The organism is Priestia sp. YIM B13490 (assembly GCF_042787735.1).
GTDB classification, from domain to species: Bacteria; Bacillota; Bacilli; order Bacillales; family Bacillaceae_H; genus Priestia; species Priestia megaterium.
Window position 1 is genome coordinate 667,012 of record NZ_JBHZOT010000001.1, and the last position, 18,570, is coordinate 685,581.

Here is an 18,570-nt window from a genome sequence, read left to right on the forward strand (position 1 = left end):
TTTCTTATAGTTCTTCACCATTTGTTTCAATTACATGTTTGTACCAGTTAAAGGAATCTTTTTTGTAGCGCTTCATTGATCCGTTTCCTTCGTTGTCACGGTCGACATAAATCATGCCGTATCGCTTTTTCATTTCGCCTGTTGTAAAGGAAACAATATCAATAATTCCCCATGGCGTATAGCCCATTAAATCAACACCATCGTACATCACAGCTTTTTCTAACGCTTCGATGTGCGATTTTAAATATTCAATTCGTGATGCGTCATGAATGGATCCGTCTTCTTCAACCGTATCAATGGCACCAAATCCGTTTTCTACGATGAACAGCGGAATTTGATAGCGGTCGTAGAAGCGGTTTAACGTATAGCGCAAGCCCGTTGGATCAATTGACCAGCCCCAATCGCTTGATTTGATATAAGGATTTGCTACGCCGTTTGGCAATCCGCCGTTTACGATATCGCCCGTGTTATCAGCTTCAACGTCGCTTTTAACCGTTGTGGACATGTAATAGCTGAAGCCTAAATAATCAACTTTTCCGTTTCGTAAAATTTCTTCGTCGCCTTCTTCAAACGGAATATGATAGCCTTCTCGTTCGAATTCTTTTAACGCATAGCTTGGGTAATAGCCGCGAACTTGAACGTCAGGGAAGAAGTAGCGCTGTCTCATTGTTTCTTCTGCTAACATCACATCTTCAGGATTTGAAGAATAAGGATAGATTGGCACATGTGAAACCATCGCTCCGATTTGGAAATTCGGATTAATTTCTTTTCCTTTTGATACGGCAAGAGCGCTTGCAAGCAGTTCATGATGTCCTGCTTGATACATCACTTCTTTTGCGTTTTCACCCGGCTTTACAGAAACACCTGAGTTCGTCCATAAGAATAGCGGGTTGTGTACGTCCATTTTGTTGTTAATTTCATTAAACGTCATCCAGTACGTGACTTTGTCTTTATAGCGGTCGAAACAAACTTCAGCGAACTTCACAAAGCAGTCCACCGTTTTTCGACTTCTAAATCCGCCGTATTCTCGAGCTAAATGCAGGGGCATTTCAAAGTGAGACAGCGTAATAACCGGTTCAATTCCATGCTTTAACAGTTCATCAAATACATCGTCGTAGAATTTTAGTCCTTCTTCGTTTGGCTCAGCTTCATCGCCTTTAGGGAAAATACGGCTCCAGCCAATCGACGTACGCAAACATTTTAAGCCCATTTCTGCAAACAGCGCGATATCTTCTTTGTAGCGGTGGTAAAAATCAATCGCTTCGTGATTCGGATAAAATTTATCTTCTTCCACTGTTTCAGTGATTTGTCGCGCTACACCGTGCGCTCCTGCAGTCATAACGTCTACTACGCTCGGTCCTTTTCCGCCTTGGTTCCATCCACCTTCAAATTGATGAGCTGCTAATGCGCCGCCCCATAAAAAATTCTTTGGCATCTTTGTCATTGTTAGTTCCTCCTTATTTCACTACGGTAAATAATGTTTGATTCAGCCCGCTATTTTCAATATCTTCAACAATCACTTCTCGATAAGCGCTTAAATTGGTGATAATAACCGGCGTGATTGTTAATCTCTTTGTTGATTATACGCTTTTAGTATAATTGTATCGATACAATTTATCAATACCCTAATAAAATAATAATTAATGAATAATTAAAGTTTATGGTATGGAGTTAGATTATGGTATAATCGTGTTATTCTTGAGACAAATTCAGTAAAGAGGTATAGCTATGATCAAATACCAACAAATTGCAATTGAAATTGAAACCTATATTGAAGACCATAAGCTTCAGCAAGGAGATAAGCTGCCGGTATTAGAAACGCTGATGGCGCAGTTTAAGGCAAGCAAAAGTACGGTAACAAAAGCTCTAGATCTGCTGGAGAAAAAAGGCGTGGTTTTTCAAGTAAGAGGAAGCGGCATTTTTGTCCGTCGCCATAAACGAACAGGCTATATTGGCTTGCTTTCCAATCAAGGATTTACGAGTGAACTTGAAGATTTTCAGCTAACGTCGGAAGTGATTGAGTTAGATGTACGAAAGCCGACGCAAGAAGCCGCGTTAAATTTAAACATAGAAGAAAATAGTGACGTCTATTATGTAAAAAGAGTACGGTATATCAACGGCCAGACGCTTTGTCTAGAAGAATCGTTTTATAATAAATCCATCGTTACGTACTTGAATAACGAAATTGTTTCTCAGTCTATTTTTCATTACATTAAAGAAGGACTTGGCTTAAAAATCGGGTTTTCTGATCTGTATCTTCACGTTGGCAAGCTGAACAAAGAAGAAGCCACGTACTTAGGGTTAAAAGAAGGGGATCCTAAATTATTTATTGAAACGCTTTTTCACTTAGCCAACGGCCAGCCGTTTGACTTTTCAAAAGTAACGTACAACTACGAACAATCTCAGTTCTTTTTACAAGCAACTAGTCATGTTTTATAAAAAAAGTGTCTGTCTCTCAATTAGTAAGGAACGAGAGGCAGGCACTTTATTTCATTTTTTCGATAAAAATATGAAATAAGATAATGATTGTAATAAATAGGAAATTACTATACGATAAAATGGTTACAGGGTTTATAAAGATAAGGAAATGAGGTGCGAAGTTGAAAAAGATGCTGAGTTATCTTATTCCCATGCTTTTTATGTTCGGTTTGCTTTCCATGAATTTATTTCAGCCGACTAAAGGCGATTTTATCGCTGTAGGTGCGATATCGATTCTTGCAGGTGCTGTGATTGGTTTTATAATGAACATAAGCTGTGCAGTATTAAAAATAGTCAAAAGTAAGACGGAATAAACTGATTAGAGGTGGTGGAGGTTTTAAGTGAAAGTATCATTATTCAGCCATATGCTAGCAAGTATCAACAGCAAGTAGTGGATTTAATTCTTCATATTCAGCAGCAAGAATACCAAATTCCAATAACGGAAAAAGATCAGCCTGATTTGTTTGAAATCGAAAGCTTTTATCAACAGGGAAACGGAAACTTCTGGGTTGCTGTTTGCAACGAAAGAGTAGTAGGAAGCGTAGCTTTAATAGACATTGGCAGCCGTCAAGTAGCGCTGCGGAAAATGTTTGTAGCAAAGTCTTATAGAGGAGCAACCTTGAAAACAGCTCACCGGTTATTGCATACAGCCATCGCGTGGGCAAAAGAGAGAGAAGTGGAAAGAATATATTTAGGAACCACGTTACAATATAGAGCTGCTCATCGATTTTATGAGAAAAATGGGTTTCAACATATAGAGAAAGAAAAGCTGCCTGAGAATTTCCCGGTGATGAACGTAGATAAGAAGTTTTATACATATAAGGTATAAAGTGAGCCGCTAGGTTAAGGAATCTAGCGGCTTTTACTTTGGCAATGTCTCTTGATAATGAACTCTTTTTTTAAGTAGCAAATTGTCTAACTGAGCAATTAAAATCCCCGCAACCACAATAACAGAACCAATCAGTTCTTTAAGCGTAAACAGCTCATGCAAAAAAAGAACGGCAAACAGCGCAGCAAAAATAGGCTCCGTTGCAAAAATAAGTCCTGTGTGAGTAGGAGTTGTGTAGCGCTGGGCAATGGCTTGACAAATGAATCCAATCGCGCTGCAAAAAACGCCAAGACCTAATATTGCAATCCATGATGATAAAGTAGTTGGGATGCTAGGGTGTTCAAATAAAAAGCTGCAAATCAGTGCAAATAATCCAGCAAAGCCCAGCTGTAAAATGCCGAGAGCAATTGGATTTTCATTCTTTGTAAACGTGCCAGTTAACGTAATATGAATGGCATAACATAGTGCGGTCCCGATGCAAAGTAAATCACCAGCATTCATATGAAAGGAGTGCTTTAAAGTTAAAACACCTATACCGGTTAGGGTAGTGATAACACCAAGCCCAATCGGCCAAGAAGGAAGCTTCTTCACTAACAAGCAGTGGAGCAACGGAACAAAAATGACCGTTAAACTGACAAGAAATCCGGCGTTTGAAGCAGACGTCATGCTGACGCCAAACGTGACAAATGCAAAAACGGAAAACAGTAAAAAGCCTAAAATAGCGGATGATAAAATCGTTTTGCGTGTGATTTGCCGTAAAGGCTTATGAAAAAACAGCCCGGCAATGAAAAAAGCAATCAAACATCTAAGCGCAATAATGGTAAATGATCCGAGTGAACTCAGCCCCATTTTCATAAACACGTACGACATACCCCAAAATACGTTTACCCCAATCATCATCATATTTGCTCGTGTGCGGTAACTCACGTTCAACCCTCCATTGTTTATCATGTACTCACAGTATACAAAGGAATTTGATATTAATAAAATGAATCTTTATAATGATGAACATGAATTAAATTCATGTTGAGGCGGGGTAAAATGAGCTTAGTAAAATACGAAATTTTAAACAAAGTAGCGGAATTGCAAAGCTTTACAAAAGCGGCAGATGCGATGGCGCTCACGCAGTCAGCGGTCAGTCATGCCATTACAAATCTTGAATCGGAATTTGGCTTTCCGCTTGTAAATCGAAACAGGGCGGGGATTACCTTAACAACAGAAGGCGAAACGATGCTGCTTGCTATTCGGAAAGTGCTGCAAGAAAATGAAAAAGTTCATCAAGAAGCAGCCAGCCTATTGGGTCTTGCAAAAGGAACGATTAAAATCGGTATTTTTAAAAGCGTGTCAACCAAATGGCTTCCTGAAATTATTCGGCTGATGGAGAAAAACTACCCTGACATTCAAATTCAGCTCAAGGAAGGCGACTACCTTGAAATTGAACAGTGGCTGCTGAGCGGAGAAATAGACTGCGGCTTTATCAACATTACGCATTCAAGTCAATTTCATATTATTTCTTTAAAAAAAGACCGGCTGCTGTGCGTCGTATCGAATCAAAGTGCTCTATACCATCAGAAAACCGTTTCTTTTGAAGATCTAGAGAAAGAACCGTTTATTATGCCGACATACGGCGGTTATCATGATATTAAGCAACTGTTTGAGGAACGTGGCATTCAGCCTGACATTCGTTTTGAATTAATGGATGAAAGTGCTATTTTATCGATGGTTACGCATCACTTAGGAATTAGCATTTTACCTGAAATGCTTTTGGATTCGATCCCGCAAGAGCTGCGTGCGATTCCGTTTCAAGTAGACAGCTACCGTTCAATTGGTCTAGCTACTCGTTATCATCTTTCACCTGCAGCCAAAAAATTTGCTGAAACAACACAAGCATGGCTGCAGGATTCGGATAAGTAGGAGATTATTTATAGAGCAAAATCGGTTAATTCATAAGACTCTTAGGAACTAAGCGCATCTTTGTGCTATAATAAAGCTATACAATTACCTATTAGTCATCATTGATGACTAATTTTTTTTGGAGGATAATATGGAAGATTTATTACAATTAAAGAACAAGAACATTGTGATCATGGGAGTTGCCAACGACAGAAGTATTGCTTGGGGTGTTGCAAAAGCCCTTCACCAAGTAGGAGCAAACTTAATTTTTACATACCGTAAAGAACGTTCACTAGGAAAATTGAACAAGCTGCTAGAAAAAAATGAAATTCAAGCATCACTAATTGCTGAATGTGACGTGAACAGCGATGAAAGCATTGAAGCAGCGTTCAAGAAAATCGGAGAAGAAGCAGGCACAGTTCACGGAGTGATTCACTCTGTTGCGTTTGCTCACTCAGAGGATTTAAACGGTGAGTTCATCAATACATCAAGAAGCGGATATGCATTTGCTCAAGATACAAGCGCTTATTCATTTATCGCGGTAGCAAAAGCAGCAAAACCTCTTATGACAGAAGGCGGTTCTCTTGTAGCGATGAGCTATCTTGGTGCAGAGCGCGCAGTTGAAGGCTATAACGTAATGGGCGTAGCGAAAGCAGCGCTTGAGTCTTCAGTAAAATACTTAGCATTAGACTTAGGAAAAGACAATATCCGCGTAAATGCTATTTCAGCAGGTCCAATTCGTACGCTTGCAGCAAAAGGCATTTCTGACTTTAACCAAATTCTTCACAAAGTTGAAGAAAAAGCACCTCTTAAGCGTAACGTAACGCAAGCAGAAGTTGGCGACATGACGGTTGTATTATTGAGCCATCTTTCACGCGGCGTAACGGGAGAAATCGTACACGTAGACGCTGGTTACAATATTGTAGGTTAATTCTTAAACACCTTCTCGAATGAGAAGGTGTTTTTTTCATGGGAAGACAAATGCATCCCAAAAAACATAGACCCCTGAAAGAAATATTATTAGCAATAAGGTGAATCATAAGAAATATTCATTCTATACTTCTACATAAATACGTGCTTCCACTTATAAAACAAGAGCTCATGCCTATAAGTAAAGAGAAGAAATACGTAATTTAATTCATAATTAATCAAACGCCTATATTTTAAAATAGATAAGCTCTAAATTCTAAAAAGAACATATGATGTGGCAAAGGAAAAGGAGTTGACGAAATATGCATCAAGGACAGCAACATTATATTCCATGGGAACAATGGCATCATCAGCATCCTCAAGGCACGTGGAATCAATGGCATCAGCAACATCCTCATGTACCGTGGGAGCAGTGGCATAAACAGTATCCGCACGGCACATGGAATCAATGGCATCAACAACATCCATACACACCTTGGAATCAGTGGCATCATCAGTATCCGCACGGTACGTGGAATCAATGGCATCAGCAAAATCCATATGTGCCATGGAATCAGTGGCACCAGCAGCATCCACACAGTTCGTGGAATCAATGGCATAATATTTATCATCAAAGCTAATCAGCTTTTTACCATAAAAGGTCCGGTTCTCCTTGGGAACTGGATCTTTTGTGTGTAGACGTGAATGATGCAGTAAGCTTGATTTTCAGCGCTGTATACGAGCGACGATGATGAAAAATATGTTTGGTCAATAGGGTAGGGGGTACATATATAAAGCGAGTTAAAGACCAACATTCATAATGCCTAAGCTGTATAAAATGGACTAGTTCGAGGTAAAGCAACTATGTAAATGAGCAAAATTAAATATAATTTTCTCGCTTGACAATATACCTATAGGGGTATAATATAGAGCATGTAAACAACATTAATTCAATAGCAAGGCGGTGATTGTTATGCTCTATATAGCAGTGTTGTTGCTTGCTATTTTATTTATTGCATACAGACGTTATTATCCCGTTAAAGGAATACAGTGCATACGTGAATCTGAAGCAAAAGAACTTGGGCGAACGGTTGTAGATATTCGTCATTACCATGAAGTTCGCGATTCTATTGGTATAGTTATTCCGTATGCGTATCTAAAACGCTTTTATTCAGAAATTCCACAGGGCAGTGTTCATCTGATTGCCGGAGATAGAGTGGAGTTAAATTTGGGCGTAAGGTTCTTACGAAAAAAAGGTTTTGAAGTACGCAGCTATGAGTTAGCAGCATGTAAGTGTAAAAGTAAAGGAAAGAAAGGGGTATTTGATTATGGAGTATAACCAACAGGTGAAAAATCGCCTGCGCCGAATTGAAGGGCAGCTAAAAGGCGTGCTTAGCATGATGGAGCAAGGAAAAGACTGCCGAGACGTCGTGACTCAATTATCTGCTGTAAGAAGTGCCATTGATCGCACAATGGGAGTTATTGTGAGCAGCAATCTTGAACAGTGCGTCAGAGAAAGCCTGGAGCAAGGAGAGCCAACGGAAGGTTTAGTGAAAGAAGCTGTACAGCTGTTAGTGAAAAGTCGTTAATCATTGTCACCTTGTTTAAGGTTGACGAATATCATTATTTAGTATATTATACCCTTACAGGTATATGTATATAAAAAGGAGAGAAAAAAACGATGAAAATTGATCATGTCTTAGATGCAAAAGGATTAGCTTGTCCAATGCCAATCGTAAAAACAAAAAAAGCAATGGATACTTTAACAACAGGTCAAGTATTAGAAGTGCAAACGACAGATAAAGGTGCTAAAAGTGATTTAACAGCTTGGGCAAAATCAACAGGACACGAGCTTATTGATTTTAAAGAAGAAGGCAGTACATTTATCTTTTACATTCAAAAAGGCTAATTTTTTTAAAAATCAAATATACCCCATAGGGTAATAGGAGGAACAACATGACTGAACAAAAGAAACGAACAACAATTGTATTATTTAGCGGTGATTATGACAAAGCGATGGCAGCTTATATTATTGCCAACGGAGCGGCTGCTTATGACCATGAAGTGACGATATTCCATACGTTTTGGGGATTGAATGCGCTTCGTAAAGAAGAAATGGTGCCGGTGAAAAAAGGATTTTTAGAAAAGATGTTTGGCAAAATGATGCCGCGCGGTGCGGATAAAATGGGCTTATCTAAAATGAATTTTGCAGGTATGGGACCTAAAATGATTAAAAACGTAATGAAAAAGCATAATGCTCTAACGCTGCCGCAGCTTATCGAAATGGCACAAGAACAAGATGTGAAGCTAGTGGCTTGTACGATGACGATGGATCTTCTAGGGTTACAGGAAAAAGAACTGTTAGATAATATTGAATATGCGGGCGTAGCGGCGTATTTAGCCGACGCAGAAGACGGAAACGTAAACTTATTCATCTAAAAGATAACTCAATGAAGCGAGGGTTAATATGATTATCAATGCGCTTATTATCGTCTTTCTTTTGTGGTTTTTGTATCAGCGTTTTGCACCAGTAAAAGGAATACAGCAAATATCGACGATGGAATTAAAAGCAGAGTTAAAAAATAAACATAAACAGTTTATCGATGTGCGAACACCGCATGAATTTCGGACTAAACACATTAAAGGATTTCGAAACATTCCTTTACCAGAACTGCCTGCGCAAACAGGCCAGCTTTCAAAAGACAGAGAAGTAGTCGTTATTTGTCAAAGCGGAATGAGAAGTATGAAAGCAAGTAAGCTTTTGAAAAAGCAAGGTTTTACATCTATCACCAACATTAAAGGCGGCATGAATACGTGGAGATAAATCAAGAAGGAGGAGACGTAGCGTGAAGACAATAGCGGCACAAGAAGTAGAACAATTAGTAAAAAAACAAGAACAAATTCACATTTTAGATGTGCGTGAAGTAGAGGAAGTAAAAATAGGTAAAATTCCAAACGCGTTAAATATCCCGCTTCCTTTATTAGAATTCCGTATGCATGAGTTAGACAAAACAAACCACTACATTGTTGTCTGTCGTTCTGGAGGCAGAAGCGGAATGGCAGCTCGTTTTCTTGAGCAGCAAGGCTACAATGTAACGAATATGACAGGCGGAATGATGGAATGGAAAGGGGAAACGGTCTAATTTTTTTAGATAAAAATATACCCCTACTAGTATTTAAACCAAGGAGGAAAAAGAAATGATGCAAGCAAACTTCGTATTAGATGCAAAAGGGTTAGCATGCCCAATGCCAATCGTAAGAACAAAGAAGAAAATGAATGAATTAGAAGCAGGTCAAGTACTAGAAATTCAAGCAACGGATAAAGGCTCTACGGCTGACTTACAAGCGTGGGCAAAAAGCACAGGTCATGAGTATTTAGGTACCGAGGCAGCAGGTGACGTTCTTCACCACTTTCTTCGTAAAGGCGGCGCTGAAGAAAACGTAACGCCAATTCCTGAAATTTCATTAGAAGAATTTGCGAAAAAAGTAGAGAATGATGAACATCTTCATATTTTAGACGTTCGTGAAGTAGAAGAATACGATGAAGCTCATATTCCAGGCGTAGTTCATATTCCGCTTGGTGAAGTAGAAAAACGTTCGAATGAGCTAAATAAAGAGAATAAAATTTACATTATTTGCCACTCTGGAAGACGAAGTGAAATGGCAGGGCAAACGATGAAAAAGCAAGGGTTTAAAAACTTAATTAATGTGGTTCCTGGTATGCGTGACTGGACAGGTAAAACAGAGTAAATAACCAAATAAAGGAGGAACTAAATTGAGTTCAAAAGTAGCAATTATCGCAGCAAACGGTGGATTATTTGATGCATATAAAGTATTTAACATTGCCACTGCGGCGGCAGCAAGCGATCAAGAAGTATCGATTTTCTTTACATTTGAAGGGTTAAATCTTATTCATAGAGAGGGACATAAACAATTAACTATGCCTGCAGGGAAAGAGCATTTCGCTGAAGGTTTTCAAAAAGCAAATGTCCCGTCTATTCCGGAGCTTGTTGAAATGGCGCAAGAAATGGGTGTTAAATTCATTGGCTGTCAAATGACAATGGATGTAATGGGATTAACAAAAGAAGATTTTGTAGACGGTATTGAAGTAGGCGGAGCTGTTACGTTTTTAGATTTCGCCAAAGATGCAAATGTGTCATTAACCTTTTAATTTTAACGAATGACTATAACTGAAAAAATACTATAGGAGGTATTTTAATATGACAGTACATGTACTTACTGCAAAAGAAGTTACATCTAAAATTATCAATAAAGAAGCGTTATTTATCTTGGACGTTCGTAACGAAAGTGATTTTAGCGATTGGAAAATCGAAGGTCATCAATTTCAGCATTTAAATGTTCCATACTTCGATCTTTTAGACGGAGTAGAAGAAATCTTAGAAAAAATCCCTTCTGATAAAGAAGTATTAGTTGTCTGCGCCAAAGAAGGTTCATCCGTGATGGTAGCTGACATGCTTTCAGAAGAGGGGCTTACCGTATCGTACCTTAAAGGCGGTATGAAAGCGTGGAGTGAATATTTAGAGCCTGTTAAAGTCGGAGATTTAAAAGATGGCGGAGAGATCTATCAGTTTGTTCGTATCGGTAAAGGATGTTTATCTTATATGATCGTATCAAACGGTGAAGCGGCTATTACTGATGCGACGCGTATGGCGGATGTGTATATTAACTTTGCCAAAGAACTTGGTGTCACTGTTAAGCATGTGTTTGATACGCACCTTCATGCAGATCACATTTCAGGAGGAAGAGTTATTGCTGCAGCAACAAATGCAGCGTACTGGCTGCCTCCAAAAGATGCAGAAGAAGTGATTTTTGACTACAAGGCGTTAGAAGAAGGCAGTGATGTCGTGATTGGTAACACAATGATTACGATTCAGCCTCTTTATTCACCGGGTCATACGATTGGATCAACTTCTTTTATCGTAGACGATCAATACTTACTTTCAGGTGATATTTTGTTCATCGATTCAATTGGACGTCCTGATTTAGCTGGTATGGCTGAAGACTGGGTAGGCGATCTTCGCGAGACGCTTTATAAACGCTATAAAGCATTATCAGATGAGTTAATCGTATTGCCAGCTCATTTTATGATTATTGATGAGCTAAATGATAACGGCAGCGTAGCTGAAAAGTTAGGTACTTTGTTTGCGAAAAATCATGGATTAAACATCAAAGACGAAGCAGAGTTCAGACACTTAGTAACAGATAATTTACCGCCGCAGCCAAATGCATATCAAGAAATCCGTGAAACCAATATGGGGAAAGTAAGTCCAGATGAAGAAAAACAGCGTGAAATGGAAATTGGACCAAACCGCTGTGCGATTCGCTAAGTAAAAAGTTCAGCTTAAACAAAGGAGAGAGAGAAATGGAATCAACTAAAGTACTAGATGCAAAAGGGCTGGCATGTCCAATGCCGATTGTTAAAACAAAAAAAGCAATGAATGAACTTGAAGCAGGTCAAGTGTTAGAAATTCATGCAACGGATAAAGGGGCAAAAAACGATCTTGCAGCCTGGGCAAAATCTGGCGGTCACGAGCTTCTTCATACAGAAGAAGGCGACGTTTTTAAGTTTTGGATTAAAAAAGGATAAGAAATAATGGACGAAAAGGGTATCTCTTGTAAAAGGTACCCTTTCCTTATATGAAACGGAGCGACTATAGATGGATCTTACATTTATCATCACGCTTTTTCTTATTGGATTTATTGGGTCGTTTATTTCCGGTATGGTCGGTATTGGCGGGTCTGTTATTAATTATCCGATGCTGTTATATATTCCTCCATTAGTAGGAGTAGGAGCATTAACGGCTCATCAAGTCTCAGGTGCAGGAGCTGTTCAAGTGTTCTTTGCGACAATAGGCGGCGTATGGGCGTATCGAAAAAGCGGATTTTTAAACAAATCATTAATTTTATATATGGGCAGCAATATTCTAATCGGAAGCATGCTTGGAAGCTACAGCTCACATTATATGAATGAACAAGGATTAAATGTTGTATATGGAGTTTTAGCTCTTATTGCGGTTATTATGATGTTTATTCCAAAGAAAAATTTAGATGAGATAAAAGAAGGCGAACTTCAATTCAATAAAGGGTTAGCTTCTATTTTATCACTGCTTATCGGAGCCGTAGCAGGCGTGTTAGGAGCAGGAGGAGCCTTTATTTTAGTTCCTGTGATGCTCGTGGTGCTTAAAATTCCAACTCGAATTACCATCGCAACTTCACTAGCCGTTACCTTTATTTCTTCCAATGGTTCGACGGTTGGCAAGCTGATAACGCATCAAATCCCATTTATACCTGCACTTATTTTAGTGGCGGCAAGCCTGATTGCCTCTCCAATCGGTGCAAAAGCGGGGCAGAAAATGAATACAAAAGTGCTTCAGTGGATCCTTGCCGGTTTAATCTTAACAACGGCAATTAAGATTTGGTGGGGGCTGCTATAAAAAAAGCTAAAGCTATGGGTTCCCATAGCTTTAGCTTTTTTTATAGTACTTCATCACTTTCCACAAACGTTTCAAGCGCAGGATGAAATTCTTTTTGATAGTGGTTCGACGGACATACTTTTACAACAGTAGAGCGAAGCGCATTGGATTTTGATGTATTTAACACTTGCTTGCATTTAGGACATCGTTCATTAAACAGCAAATGAAGCCATTTCACTTTTCATCACTCCTGTACTAAAACCTTTAAATCTTATCGAGTTAATAAGGATTATAAAGGGTTTTGCACGGTAGGTCAATGAAAAGGGAAGGGATCTTACAAAATAATTTACTAAGATAAATATATTTGCATAAAAAATTAAGAATTTATAGAATTTATTGTTTATTTATTTGATTTTTATGTTATCCTTTTTAACATACATTAAATACAAGGCCATATTTATCGTACGACCTTTGATTTGTATTACAAATAGTGAATAAGAAAAATATGTACGGAAAGGAGAATGTGACATCAAGAAGAAATGAAGAGTCAGAGAGCAAGCAGATGCTAGTTGTCTATTAAAAAGGCATCTTCCAAGGCTTAAAAGAAGCCTGAGCTCATAGGGAAGGCTTTCGTTTTAATTTTTCTGACTATTCGAATAATTAACTCATTATTAAAAGTTTAAAATCTAGAAAAGGAATGATCATCAATGAAAGATAAATTTGCCCAACGAGCTAGTCTTGTAAAATCCTCTGAAACGCGTGAAATCTTAAAAGTAACGGAACGACCAGAAGTCATTTCGTTTGCAGGAGGACTTCCAGCACCGGAGCTATTTCCCGTTGAAGCAATGAACGATGCGTGCCGCGCCGTATTAAATGAAGACGGAGCCGCTTCGCTTCAATATAGTACAACAGAGGGGTATATCCCTTTACGAGAAGCAATTTCTAAACGAATGCAGGACATCGGCATTGAGTCCACGGTTTCGAACATTTTAATTACGTCCGGATCTCAGCAGGCAATCGATCTGACCGGAAGACTGTTTCTTAATGACGGAGACGTGGTAATCTGTGAAAGCCCAACGTACCTAGCAGCCATTAACGTATTTAAATCCTACAATGCGACGTTTGTAGAAGTAGACATGGACGAAGACGGAATGATTATGGAAGAGCTAGAGAAAAAGCTTCAGGAAAATCCACAGGCTAAATTTATTTATACGATTCCTGATTTTCAAAATCCTACAGGGCGCACCTTAACGCGAGAAAGACGTCAGCGAATGATCGAACTTGCGAACGCATACGACGTGCTGATTGTAGAAGATAATCCGTACGGAGGAGTCCGATTTGCAGGAGAAGCGCTGCCCCCGGTTAAGCATTTTGATACAGAAAACAGAGTGATTTACATCAGCACATTCTCTAAAATTTTTGCGCCAGGTCTTCGAATCGGCTGGGTATGTGCAGACGAAGCTTTCATTGATAAGTACGTAGCGTTTAAGCAAGTGGCTGACTTGCATACGGACAGCTTTGCTCAGCGCGTAACGGCTAAGTACATGGAGCTTTATGATATCGAAGAGCACATTCAAAAAATTAAAGCCGTATACAAAGAGCGATGTACCCAAATGCTATCGTGCATCGAAGAATTTTTCCCGGAGAATTTGTCTTACAGTAAGCCAGAAGGCGGATTGTTTATTTGGGTGGAACTGCCCCAAGGAATCGATTCAGCACATATCTTTTCAGAATGTCTAAAAAATAACGTAGCCTGTGTGCCTGGAACGCCATTCTTTCCAAACGGCACAAGAAACAATGCGCTGCGCTTGAATTATTCTAATATGTCTGCTGAACAAATCGTTGAAGGCATGAAGCGCATGGGAGACGTATTGCATCGTGAATTGACAAGGGAAACGACTGTTTTATAAAAGTAATGGAAAAATCAAATAAAGCGATTTTATTAATTCATGAAATATACGGTGTGAATGATCATATGAAGTGGATGAAAGAGAAATTGTCTAAGTTAGAGGCAGATATTATCTGTCCTAACTTATTATCTAAAGACGCTCCTTATAGCTATGAAGAAGAAGGAATGGCTTATCAAAACTTTGTTCAAAACATTGGTATTGATGAGGGTTCAAGACAAATTACTAACATGTTAATTCAACTAAAACAAGAATATGAAGAAGTAGGAGTTATAGGCTTCAGTGTAGGAGCGACAATGTCGTGGCTATGCAGTGAAAGCAATTTGTGTAACTTTGTGATTGGCTGTTACGGATCACGCATTAGAGATTATGTAAATAGAAGTCCTGTTTGCCCAACTCTTCTTATTTTTCCTGCTGAAGAGCAAACATTTAATGTAGACTCTTTAATAAATTCATTAGAGCAAAAAAGAGAGCCGCTTTTGGAAATCAAAAAGTTTTATGGCGTTCATGGTTTTATGAATCCTTTTTCACAAACCTTTAATAAAGAATCAGCAGACCAAGCCTTGCAAACAATAAGTGATTTTCTCGAAAAACAATTAGCTGATCACTAGCTATGTATTCTGAAAGTGATACCTTACAATAAGCAGAAACTGACTCTTTTTCAGTACATATACATGTATTAACATTTACTTTAAATGTATCGAAAAGGAGCGAGGTTATGTTACAGTCAGTTGAGCTTGCAGGAACAGCGGTAAAGCTAGTGCCGCTTGGGAAAATGCATGAGCAAGGACTCTATGAAGCTGCAAAACCGAAAGGAATTTGGGAGCATCTCCCCGTAAAAGTTCATAGTCTAAGTGATATGAAACGGCTGATTGAAAGTGCTTTAAAAGCAAAGCAAGAGGGAAGAGAGCTGCCTTTTGCTGTGTTTGATATAGAGTCACATTCAATTGTAGGAAGCACGAGATTTTTAGATATATCACTTCCCAACAAAAGCGTAGAAATAGGTTGGACGTGGTACCATCCGTCCGTGTGGCGCACCCGGGTTAATACGGAGTGTAAGTATTTATTGTTAAAATACTGTTTTGAAGAGCTGAAGCTTCACCGCGTTCAATTCAAAACGGATGTACGAAACAATAGGTCCAGAGCTGCTATTAAACGGTTAGGGGCTACCCAGGAAGGCATCAGCAGAAAACATATGCTTTTACCTGATGGATACGTACGAGATTCGGTTATCTTCAGTATAATTGACGACGAGTGGCCGTTTGTCAAAAAGCGACTAGAAGGGTTTTTACATGCAGCCAGTCAGGGAAATAAAGAAAATGCCAGCAATTAATGGCATTTAAAGATAAAAAGCACAAGCTCTAGCTTGTGCCTTTTGATCGTTAAAGAGCCTCTTTAATAATTTTTTTATAGTAAAGAACAGATAAAATACCAAAAATAGAGTACAGGGCAGTATAGACAATCATCACGATAATCATAGGCATCCAAAGTTCAGTTCCAAATAAGAACCAGCCGGACTGTACGGCAAAATAGCTGTGAAGCAAGCCTAGGGTTAACGGGATGCCGAAGTTAAAAAGCTGCTTAATCATTATGCCAGTTAGTAAGTCTTTTTCGGTAAAGCCTAATTTTCTAAGAATCGTATAGTTTGGCTTTTCATCTTCACTTTCGTCCATTTGCTTAAAGTAAAGAATGCAGCCTGATGTAATTAGAAATGCCAGTCCTAGAAAAGCAACAATGAACATGATTAGACCCATATTTTGTTTTTGATTCGTTGCCATTTCTATACGCGAGTTATTTAAGCTATTATCGCTAAATTTTATCTCTCCGAAAAGCGCATTTGCTTTTGGTAAGTTATCTTCATTTAATATGTCTATCCCAGTGTAGACAGAAGATACTTTTTGAATAGAAGGATCCGCATCCTTTTTTAGCTCATTAAATACAGCATCGTCTACAATGGCAGCAGGCATACCGCTTGTAAAATAGGTAGATAAGATAAATTTTCGGTTTAAACCTATAAACTTTTGCGGGACGACTTTTTTCTTTCCTTTTAGCTCAATTTGTCCGGAGTCTTTAAATGCCATTGCTTGTTGAAGCATATCATTAGAGCCGGTAAATAAAGTTTCATTTTGAGCTATGGTTACACCACTAACGGATGTTTCACTAACCATCGGAAAAATCATAGCGGACGAATCCACCATCGGGCTTTCCAAATCATTTTCTAAGATGTTTTTTACGTTTGCTTTTACTTGGATGACGTCGATCTTTTTTTCCGTGTAGGCTATTTTCTTTCGATCCAGTGCGGCTTTAAATGAAGCAGCGTCTTTTGAATTATTGATAGCAAAATCGTTAGGTACATAGTCTCCAGCCGACTTTTCAGCAGAGTAATAGGAAATGTAGCTCAAGCATAAAAAACCGATAGCAAGAGCGGATACGGTTGTAATAACCGTTAGTAATAACGCGTTTGATTTCATCCGAAACATAATGGAAGAAAGAGATAATACGTCGTTAATCGTCAAGTAGCCATTTTTGCTTTTTCGCATGAGATTTAATAAAAAGCGAACTGAGCCTTTATAAAACAAATAGGTTCCGATGATAACCGAAGCTAAAATGGATACCATTGCGATAGACAAAGCATTCATGCTTGTAAAAGATCCGTCAAACAATTTAGCAGAAATATAGTAGCCTGAAGCGATAAAAATAATGCCAAGAATTCCAATAATAATTTCAAGTATACTGATTTTTTTTGTTTTGCCTTCTGTCGATGAAGTAACTCGGAATAAAGCCAAAATGGTCTGTCTTTTAATAAAAAGATAATTCATCGTCATAATCAGCAAATAGATAGCGCCGAACACAATCAGCGTTTGAATCAAGGCTTCTTCGGAAAAATGAAGCTTGGCAATGCCTTTTGTATCCGTGATTTTAAACAAAATCATAATGACCGCTTTTGAAAACGAAAAACCGATTAAAATGCCGATAATCAGTGAGGCAAAATACAACATAAAATTTTCAGCCGTCAAAATACGGAAAATTTTTGTTTTTGTCATGCCAATTAGCTGAAATAAGCCAATTTCTTTACTGCGCCGCTTAATAAAAATCGTATTTGCATATAATAGAAAGATAGAAACAATGGCTACAAGTAAAACAGAAGCGGCCCGAACCGCTGCGCCTCCTTTAATCGAACCTTTGGTTGCATCAAGAGCGGGGTCATACTGCAGCGTTACAAAAGCAAAATATAAAGCCGCGCTGAAAATTAGTGCAAAAACGTATAAATAATAATTTTTTACATTCTTTTTGAAGTTGCGGAAAATCAGCTGATTAATGTTCATGTTGAACTCCGCCTAGCACGCCTTGCGTTTTCATAATATCGTCAAAAAAGGCTTTTTGCGTTTGATCGCCTTTGTACAGCTGCGTATAAATTTGTCCGTCTTTTATAAAAATGACTTTGCTGCAATAGCTGGCTGCCACTGGGTCATGCGTTACCATCACAATACTTGCGCTTCTTTTGTCATTAAGCTCGGTCAGTTTGTTTAGCAAATCGCTGGCCGCTTTTGAATCAAGAGCACCTGTGGGTTCATCAGCAAAAATCATGCTTGGCTCATGAATAAAGGCTCTTGCAGCGGAAGTACGCTGTTTTTGTCCCCCGGAAATTTCACTTGGATATTTGTCTTTCACCTCATAGATGCCGAGCTGTTTGGCAAGCGCATCAAATTTTTTGTGAGCTACTGCTGAAGGAGTTTTTGCAACAGAAAGAGGCAAGAGGATATTTTCTTTTACTGTCAGCGTATCGAGCAAGTTATAGTCTTGAAAAATAAAGCCTAAATGTGTTTTTCGGAAGTTTGCTAACTGCTTTTCTTTCATTCTGCTAATTTCATTTCCTTCGATTTTGATGGTTCCTCCGTTGATTTTGTCAATGGAGGAAAGCACGTTCAGAAGAGTCGTCTTGCCTGATCCTGAAGCGCCCATAATTCCTACAAATTCTCCTTTCATAATCGTAATGTCTACGCCTTTTAATACTTCTTGTCTATTAAATTTATTTCCGTAGCTTTTATGAATATTAGTTGCTTCTAATATGTTCATATGTACTCACTCCTTTGATCTGATACGTTTATTATAAAAAAAG

The 18,570-nt window shown here is 38.6% G+C and carries 25 protein-coding genes; 20 read left to right on the plus strand and 5 right to left on the minus strand.

What is annotated here, in order from left to right; all coding sequences use genetic code 11:
- Window positions 1-4: 4 nt before the first annotated feature.
- A complete protein-coding gene (gene bglA, locus ACFX4R_RS03695) occupies window positions 5-1,444 on the minus strand; it encodes a 6-phospho-beta-glucosidase BglA (protein ID WP_043981318.1) in 1,440 nt (479 codons plus the stop codon).
- A 284-nt stretch (window positions 1,445-1,728) separates the two neighbouring features.
- On the opposite strand from bglA, the gene ACFX4R_RS03700 reads away from it, so the two are divergent.
- The 3 genes from ACFX4R_RS03700 (at window position 1,729) to ACFX4R_RS03710 (ending at window position 3,307) form a co-directional block, all read left to right on the plus strand.
- Entirely contained in the window at window positions 1,729-2,439 is a 711-nt protein-coding gene (locus ACFX4R_RS03700) for a GntR family transcriptional regulator (RefSeq protein ID WP_043981319.1), read from the plus strand.
- Window positions 2,440-2,609: 170 nt separating this feature from the next.
- The gene (locus ACFX4R_RS03705) at window positions 2,610-2,792 is read left to right on the plus strand and encodes a hypothetical protein (protein ID WP_377569069.1); all 183 of its coding nucleotides are present in this window, start codon (window positions 2,610-2,612) and stop codon (window positions 2,790-2,792) included.
- 14 nt (window positions 2,793-2,806) lie between these two features.
- Entirely contained in the window at window positions 2,807-3,307 is a 501-nt protein-coding gene (locus ACFX4R_RS03710) for a GNAT family N-acetyltransferase (RefSeq protein WP_377568841.1), read from the plus strand.
- A gap of 33 nt (window positions 3,308-3,340) precedes the next feature.
- Here the strand turns inward: ACFX4R_RS03710 and ACFX4R_RS03715 are convergent, their stop codons facing one another.
- Window positions 3,341-4,234 (minus strand): DMT family transporter, encoded by an 894-nt coding sequence (locus ACFX4R_RS03715; RefSeq protein ID WP_043981321.1) that lies wholly within the window; start codon window positions 4,232-4,234, stop codon window positions 3,341-3,343.
- 114 nt (window positions 4,235-4,348) lie between these two features.
- On the opposite strand from ACFX4R_RS03715, the gene ACFX4R_RS03720 reads away from it, so the two are divergent.
- From ACFX4R_RS03720 to ACFX4R_RS03785, 14 genes are all read left to right on the plus strand, one after another.
- Window positions 4,349-5,221, plus strand: coding sequence for a LysR family transcriptional regulator (locus tag ACFX4R_RS03720; protein ID WP_043981322.1), 873 nt, complete (start codon window positions 4,349-4,351; stop codon window positions 5,219-5,221).
- Between the two features lie 130 nt (window positions 5,222-5,351).
- Window positions 5,352-6,131 carry an enoyl-ACP reductase FabI gene (gene fabI, locus ACFX4R_RS03725; protein WP_014459159.1) on the plus strand — a complete coding sequence of 260 codons (780 nt, stop codon included), beginning with the start codon at window positions 5,352-5,354 and terminating at the stop codon, window positions 6,129-6,131.
- Window positions 6,132-6,432: 301 nt separating this feature from the next.
- Window positions 6,433-6,750, plus strand: a complete 318-nt coding sequence (locus ACFX4R_RS03730) for a hypothetical protein (protein ID WP_025750968.1) — start codon at window positions 6,433-6,435, stop codon at window positions 6,748-6,750.
- Window positions 6,751-7,082: 332 nt separating this feature from the next.
- Window positions 7,083-7,448 (plus strand): hypothetical protein, encoded by a 366-nt coding sequence (locus ACFX4R_RS03735; RefSeq protein WP_057234884.1) that lies wholly within the window; start codon window positions 7,083-7,085, stop codon window positions 7,446-7,448.
- Window positions 7,438-7,698, plus strand: coding sequence for a metal-sensitive transcriptional regulator (locus tag ACFX4R_RS03740; RefSeq protein WP_098248003.1), 261 nt, complete (start codon window positions 7,438-7,440; stop codon window positions 7,696-7,698). Before ACFX4R_RS03735 ends, ACFX4R_RS03740 begins: the two co-directional genes overlap by 11 nt.
- Window positions 7,699-7,790: 92 nt before the next feature.
- Complete coding sequence (locus ACFX4R_RS03745; RefSeq protein WP_028409366.1) at window positions 7,791-8,018, plus strand: sulfurtransferase TusA family protein; 228 nt, start codon at window positions 7,791-7,793, stop codon at window positions 8,016-8,018.
- Between the two features lie 47 nt (window positions 8,019-8,065).
- Entirely contained in the window at window positions 8,066-8,548 is a 483-nt protein-coding gene (locus tag ACFX4R_RS03750) for a DsrE/DsrF/DrsH-like family protein (protein ID WP_013058040.1), read from the plus strand.
- 28 nt (window positions 8,549-8,576) lie between these two features.
- Window positions 8,577-8,933 (plus strand): rhodanese-like domain-containing protein, encoded by a 357-nt coding sequence (locus tag ACFX4R_RS03755; protein WP_043981326.1) that lies wholly within the window; start codon window positions 8,577-8,579, stop codon window positions 8,931-8,933.
- Between the two features lie 22 nt (window positions 8,934-8,955).
- Entirely contained in the window at window positions 8,956-9,252 is a 297-nt protein-coding gene (locus ACFX4R_RS03760) for a rhodanese-like domain-containing protein (RefSeq protein WP_043981327.1), read from the plus strand.
- A gap of 55 nt (window positions 9,253-9,307) precedes the next feature.
- Window positions 9,308-9,859, plus strand: coding sequence for a sulfurtransferase TusA family protein (locus tag ACFX4R_RS03765; RefSeq protein WP_043981328.1), 552 nt, complete (start codon window positions 9,308-9,310; stop codon window positions 9,857-9,859).
- 25 nt (window positions 9,860-9,884) lie between these two features.
- Entirely contained in the window at window positions 9,885-10,280 is a 396-nt protein-coding gene (locus tag ACFX4R_RS03770) for a DsrE/DsrF/DrsH-like family protein (RefSeq protein WP_043981329.1), read from the plus strand.
- A gap of 49 nt (window positions 10,281-10,329) precedes the next feature.
- Window positions 10,330-11,457, plus strand: coding sequence for an MBL fold metallo-hydrolase (locus ACFX4R_RS03775; RefSeq protein WP_377568847.1), 1,128 nt, complete (start codon window positions 10,330-10,332; stop codon window positions 11,455-11,457).
- A gap of 35 nt (window positions 11,458-11,492) precedes the next feature.
- Window positions 11,493-11,717: a sulfurtransferase TusA family protein gene (locus ACFX4R_RS03780; RefSeq protein WP_013058035.1), complete on the plus strand. Its 225-nt coding sequence runs from the start codon at window positions 11,493-11,495 to the stop codon at window positions 11,715-11,717.
- Window positions 11,718-11,787: 70 nt separating this feature from the next.
- Window positions 11,788-12,564: a sulfite exporter TauE/SafE family protein gene (locus tag ACFX4R_RS03785; RefSeq protein WP_377568850.1), complete on the plus strand. Its 777-nt coding sequence runs from the start codon at window positions 11,788-11,790 to the stop codon at window positions 12,562-12,564.
- A 40-nt stretch (window positions 12,565-12,604) separates the two neighbouring features.
- On the opposite strand, the gene ACFX4R_RS03790 is transcribed toward ACFX4R_RS03785, so the two are convergent.
- Entirely contained in the window at window positions 12,605-12,781 is a 177-nt protein-coding gene (locus tag ACFX4R_RS03790) for a hypothetical protein (protein WP_165592324.1), read from the minus strand.
- 469 nt (window positions 12,782-13,250) lie between these two features.
- On the opposite strand from ACFX4R_RS03790, the gene ACFX4R_RS03795 reads away from it, so the two are divergent.
- The 3 genes from ACFX4R_RS03795 (at window position 13,251) to ACFX4R_RS03805 (ending at window position 15,783) form a co-directional block, all read left to right on the plus strand.
- Entirely contained in the window at window positions 13,251-14,453 is a 1,203-nt protein-coding gene (locus tag ACFX4R_RS03795; protein WP_043981332.1) for an aminotransferase-like domain-containing protein, read from the plus strand.
- Between the two features lie 65 nt (window positions 14,454-14,518).
- Window positions 14,519-15,061, plus strand: a complete 543-nt coding sequence (locus ACFX4R_RS03800; protein ID WP_372482306.1) for a dienelactone hydrolase family protein — start codon at window positions 14,519-14,521, stop codon at window positions 15,059-15,061.
- A gap of 107 nt (window positions 15,062-15,168) precedes the next feature.
- Window positions 15,169-15,783: a GNAT family N-acetyltransferase gene (locus ACFX4R_RS03805; RefSeq protein WP_377568854.1), complete on the plus strand. Its 615-nt coding sequence runs from the start codon at window positions 15,169-15,171 to the stop codon at window positions 15,781-15,783.
- Window positions 15,784-15,832: 49 nt separating this feature from the next.
- On the opposite strand, the gene ACFX4R_RS03810 is transcribed toward ACFX4R_RS03805, so the two are convergent.
- Together ACFX4R_RS03810 and ACFX4R_RS03815 are read right to left on the minus strand one after the other, a co-directional pair.
- On the minus strand, window positions 15,833-17,776 hold the full coding sequence (locus ACFX4R_RS03810) for an FtsX-like permease family protein (protein WP_043981335.1): 1,944 nt from the start codon (window positions 17,774-17,776) through the stop codon (window positions 15,833-15,835).
- Window positions 17,766-18,527: an ABC transporter ATP-binding protein gene (locus ACFX4R_RS03815; protein WP_162214614.1), complete on the minus strand. Its 762-nt coding sequence runs from the start codon at window positions 18,525-18,527 to the stop codon at window positions 17,766-17,768. The genes ACFX4R_RS03810 and ACFX4R_RS03815 overlap by 11 nt, the downstream gene beginning before the upstream one ends.
- Window positions 18,528-18,570 lie beyond the last annotated feature (43 nt).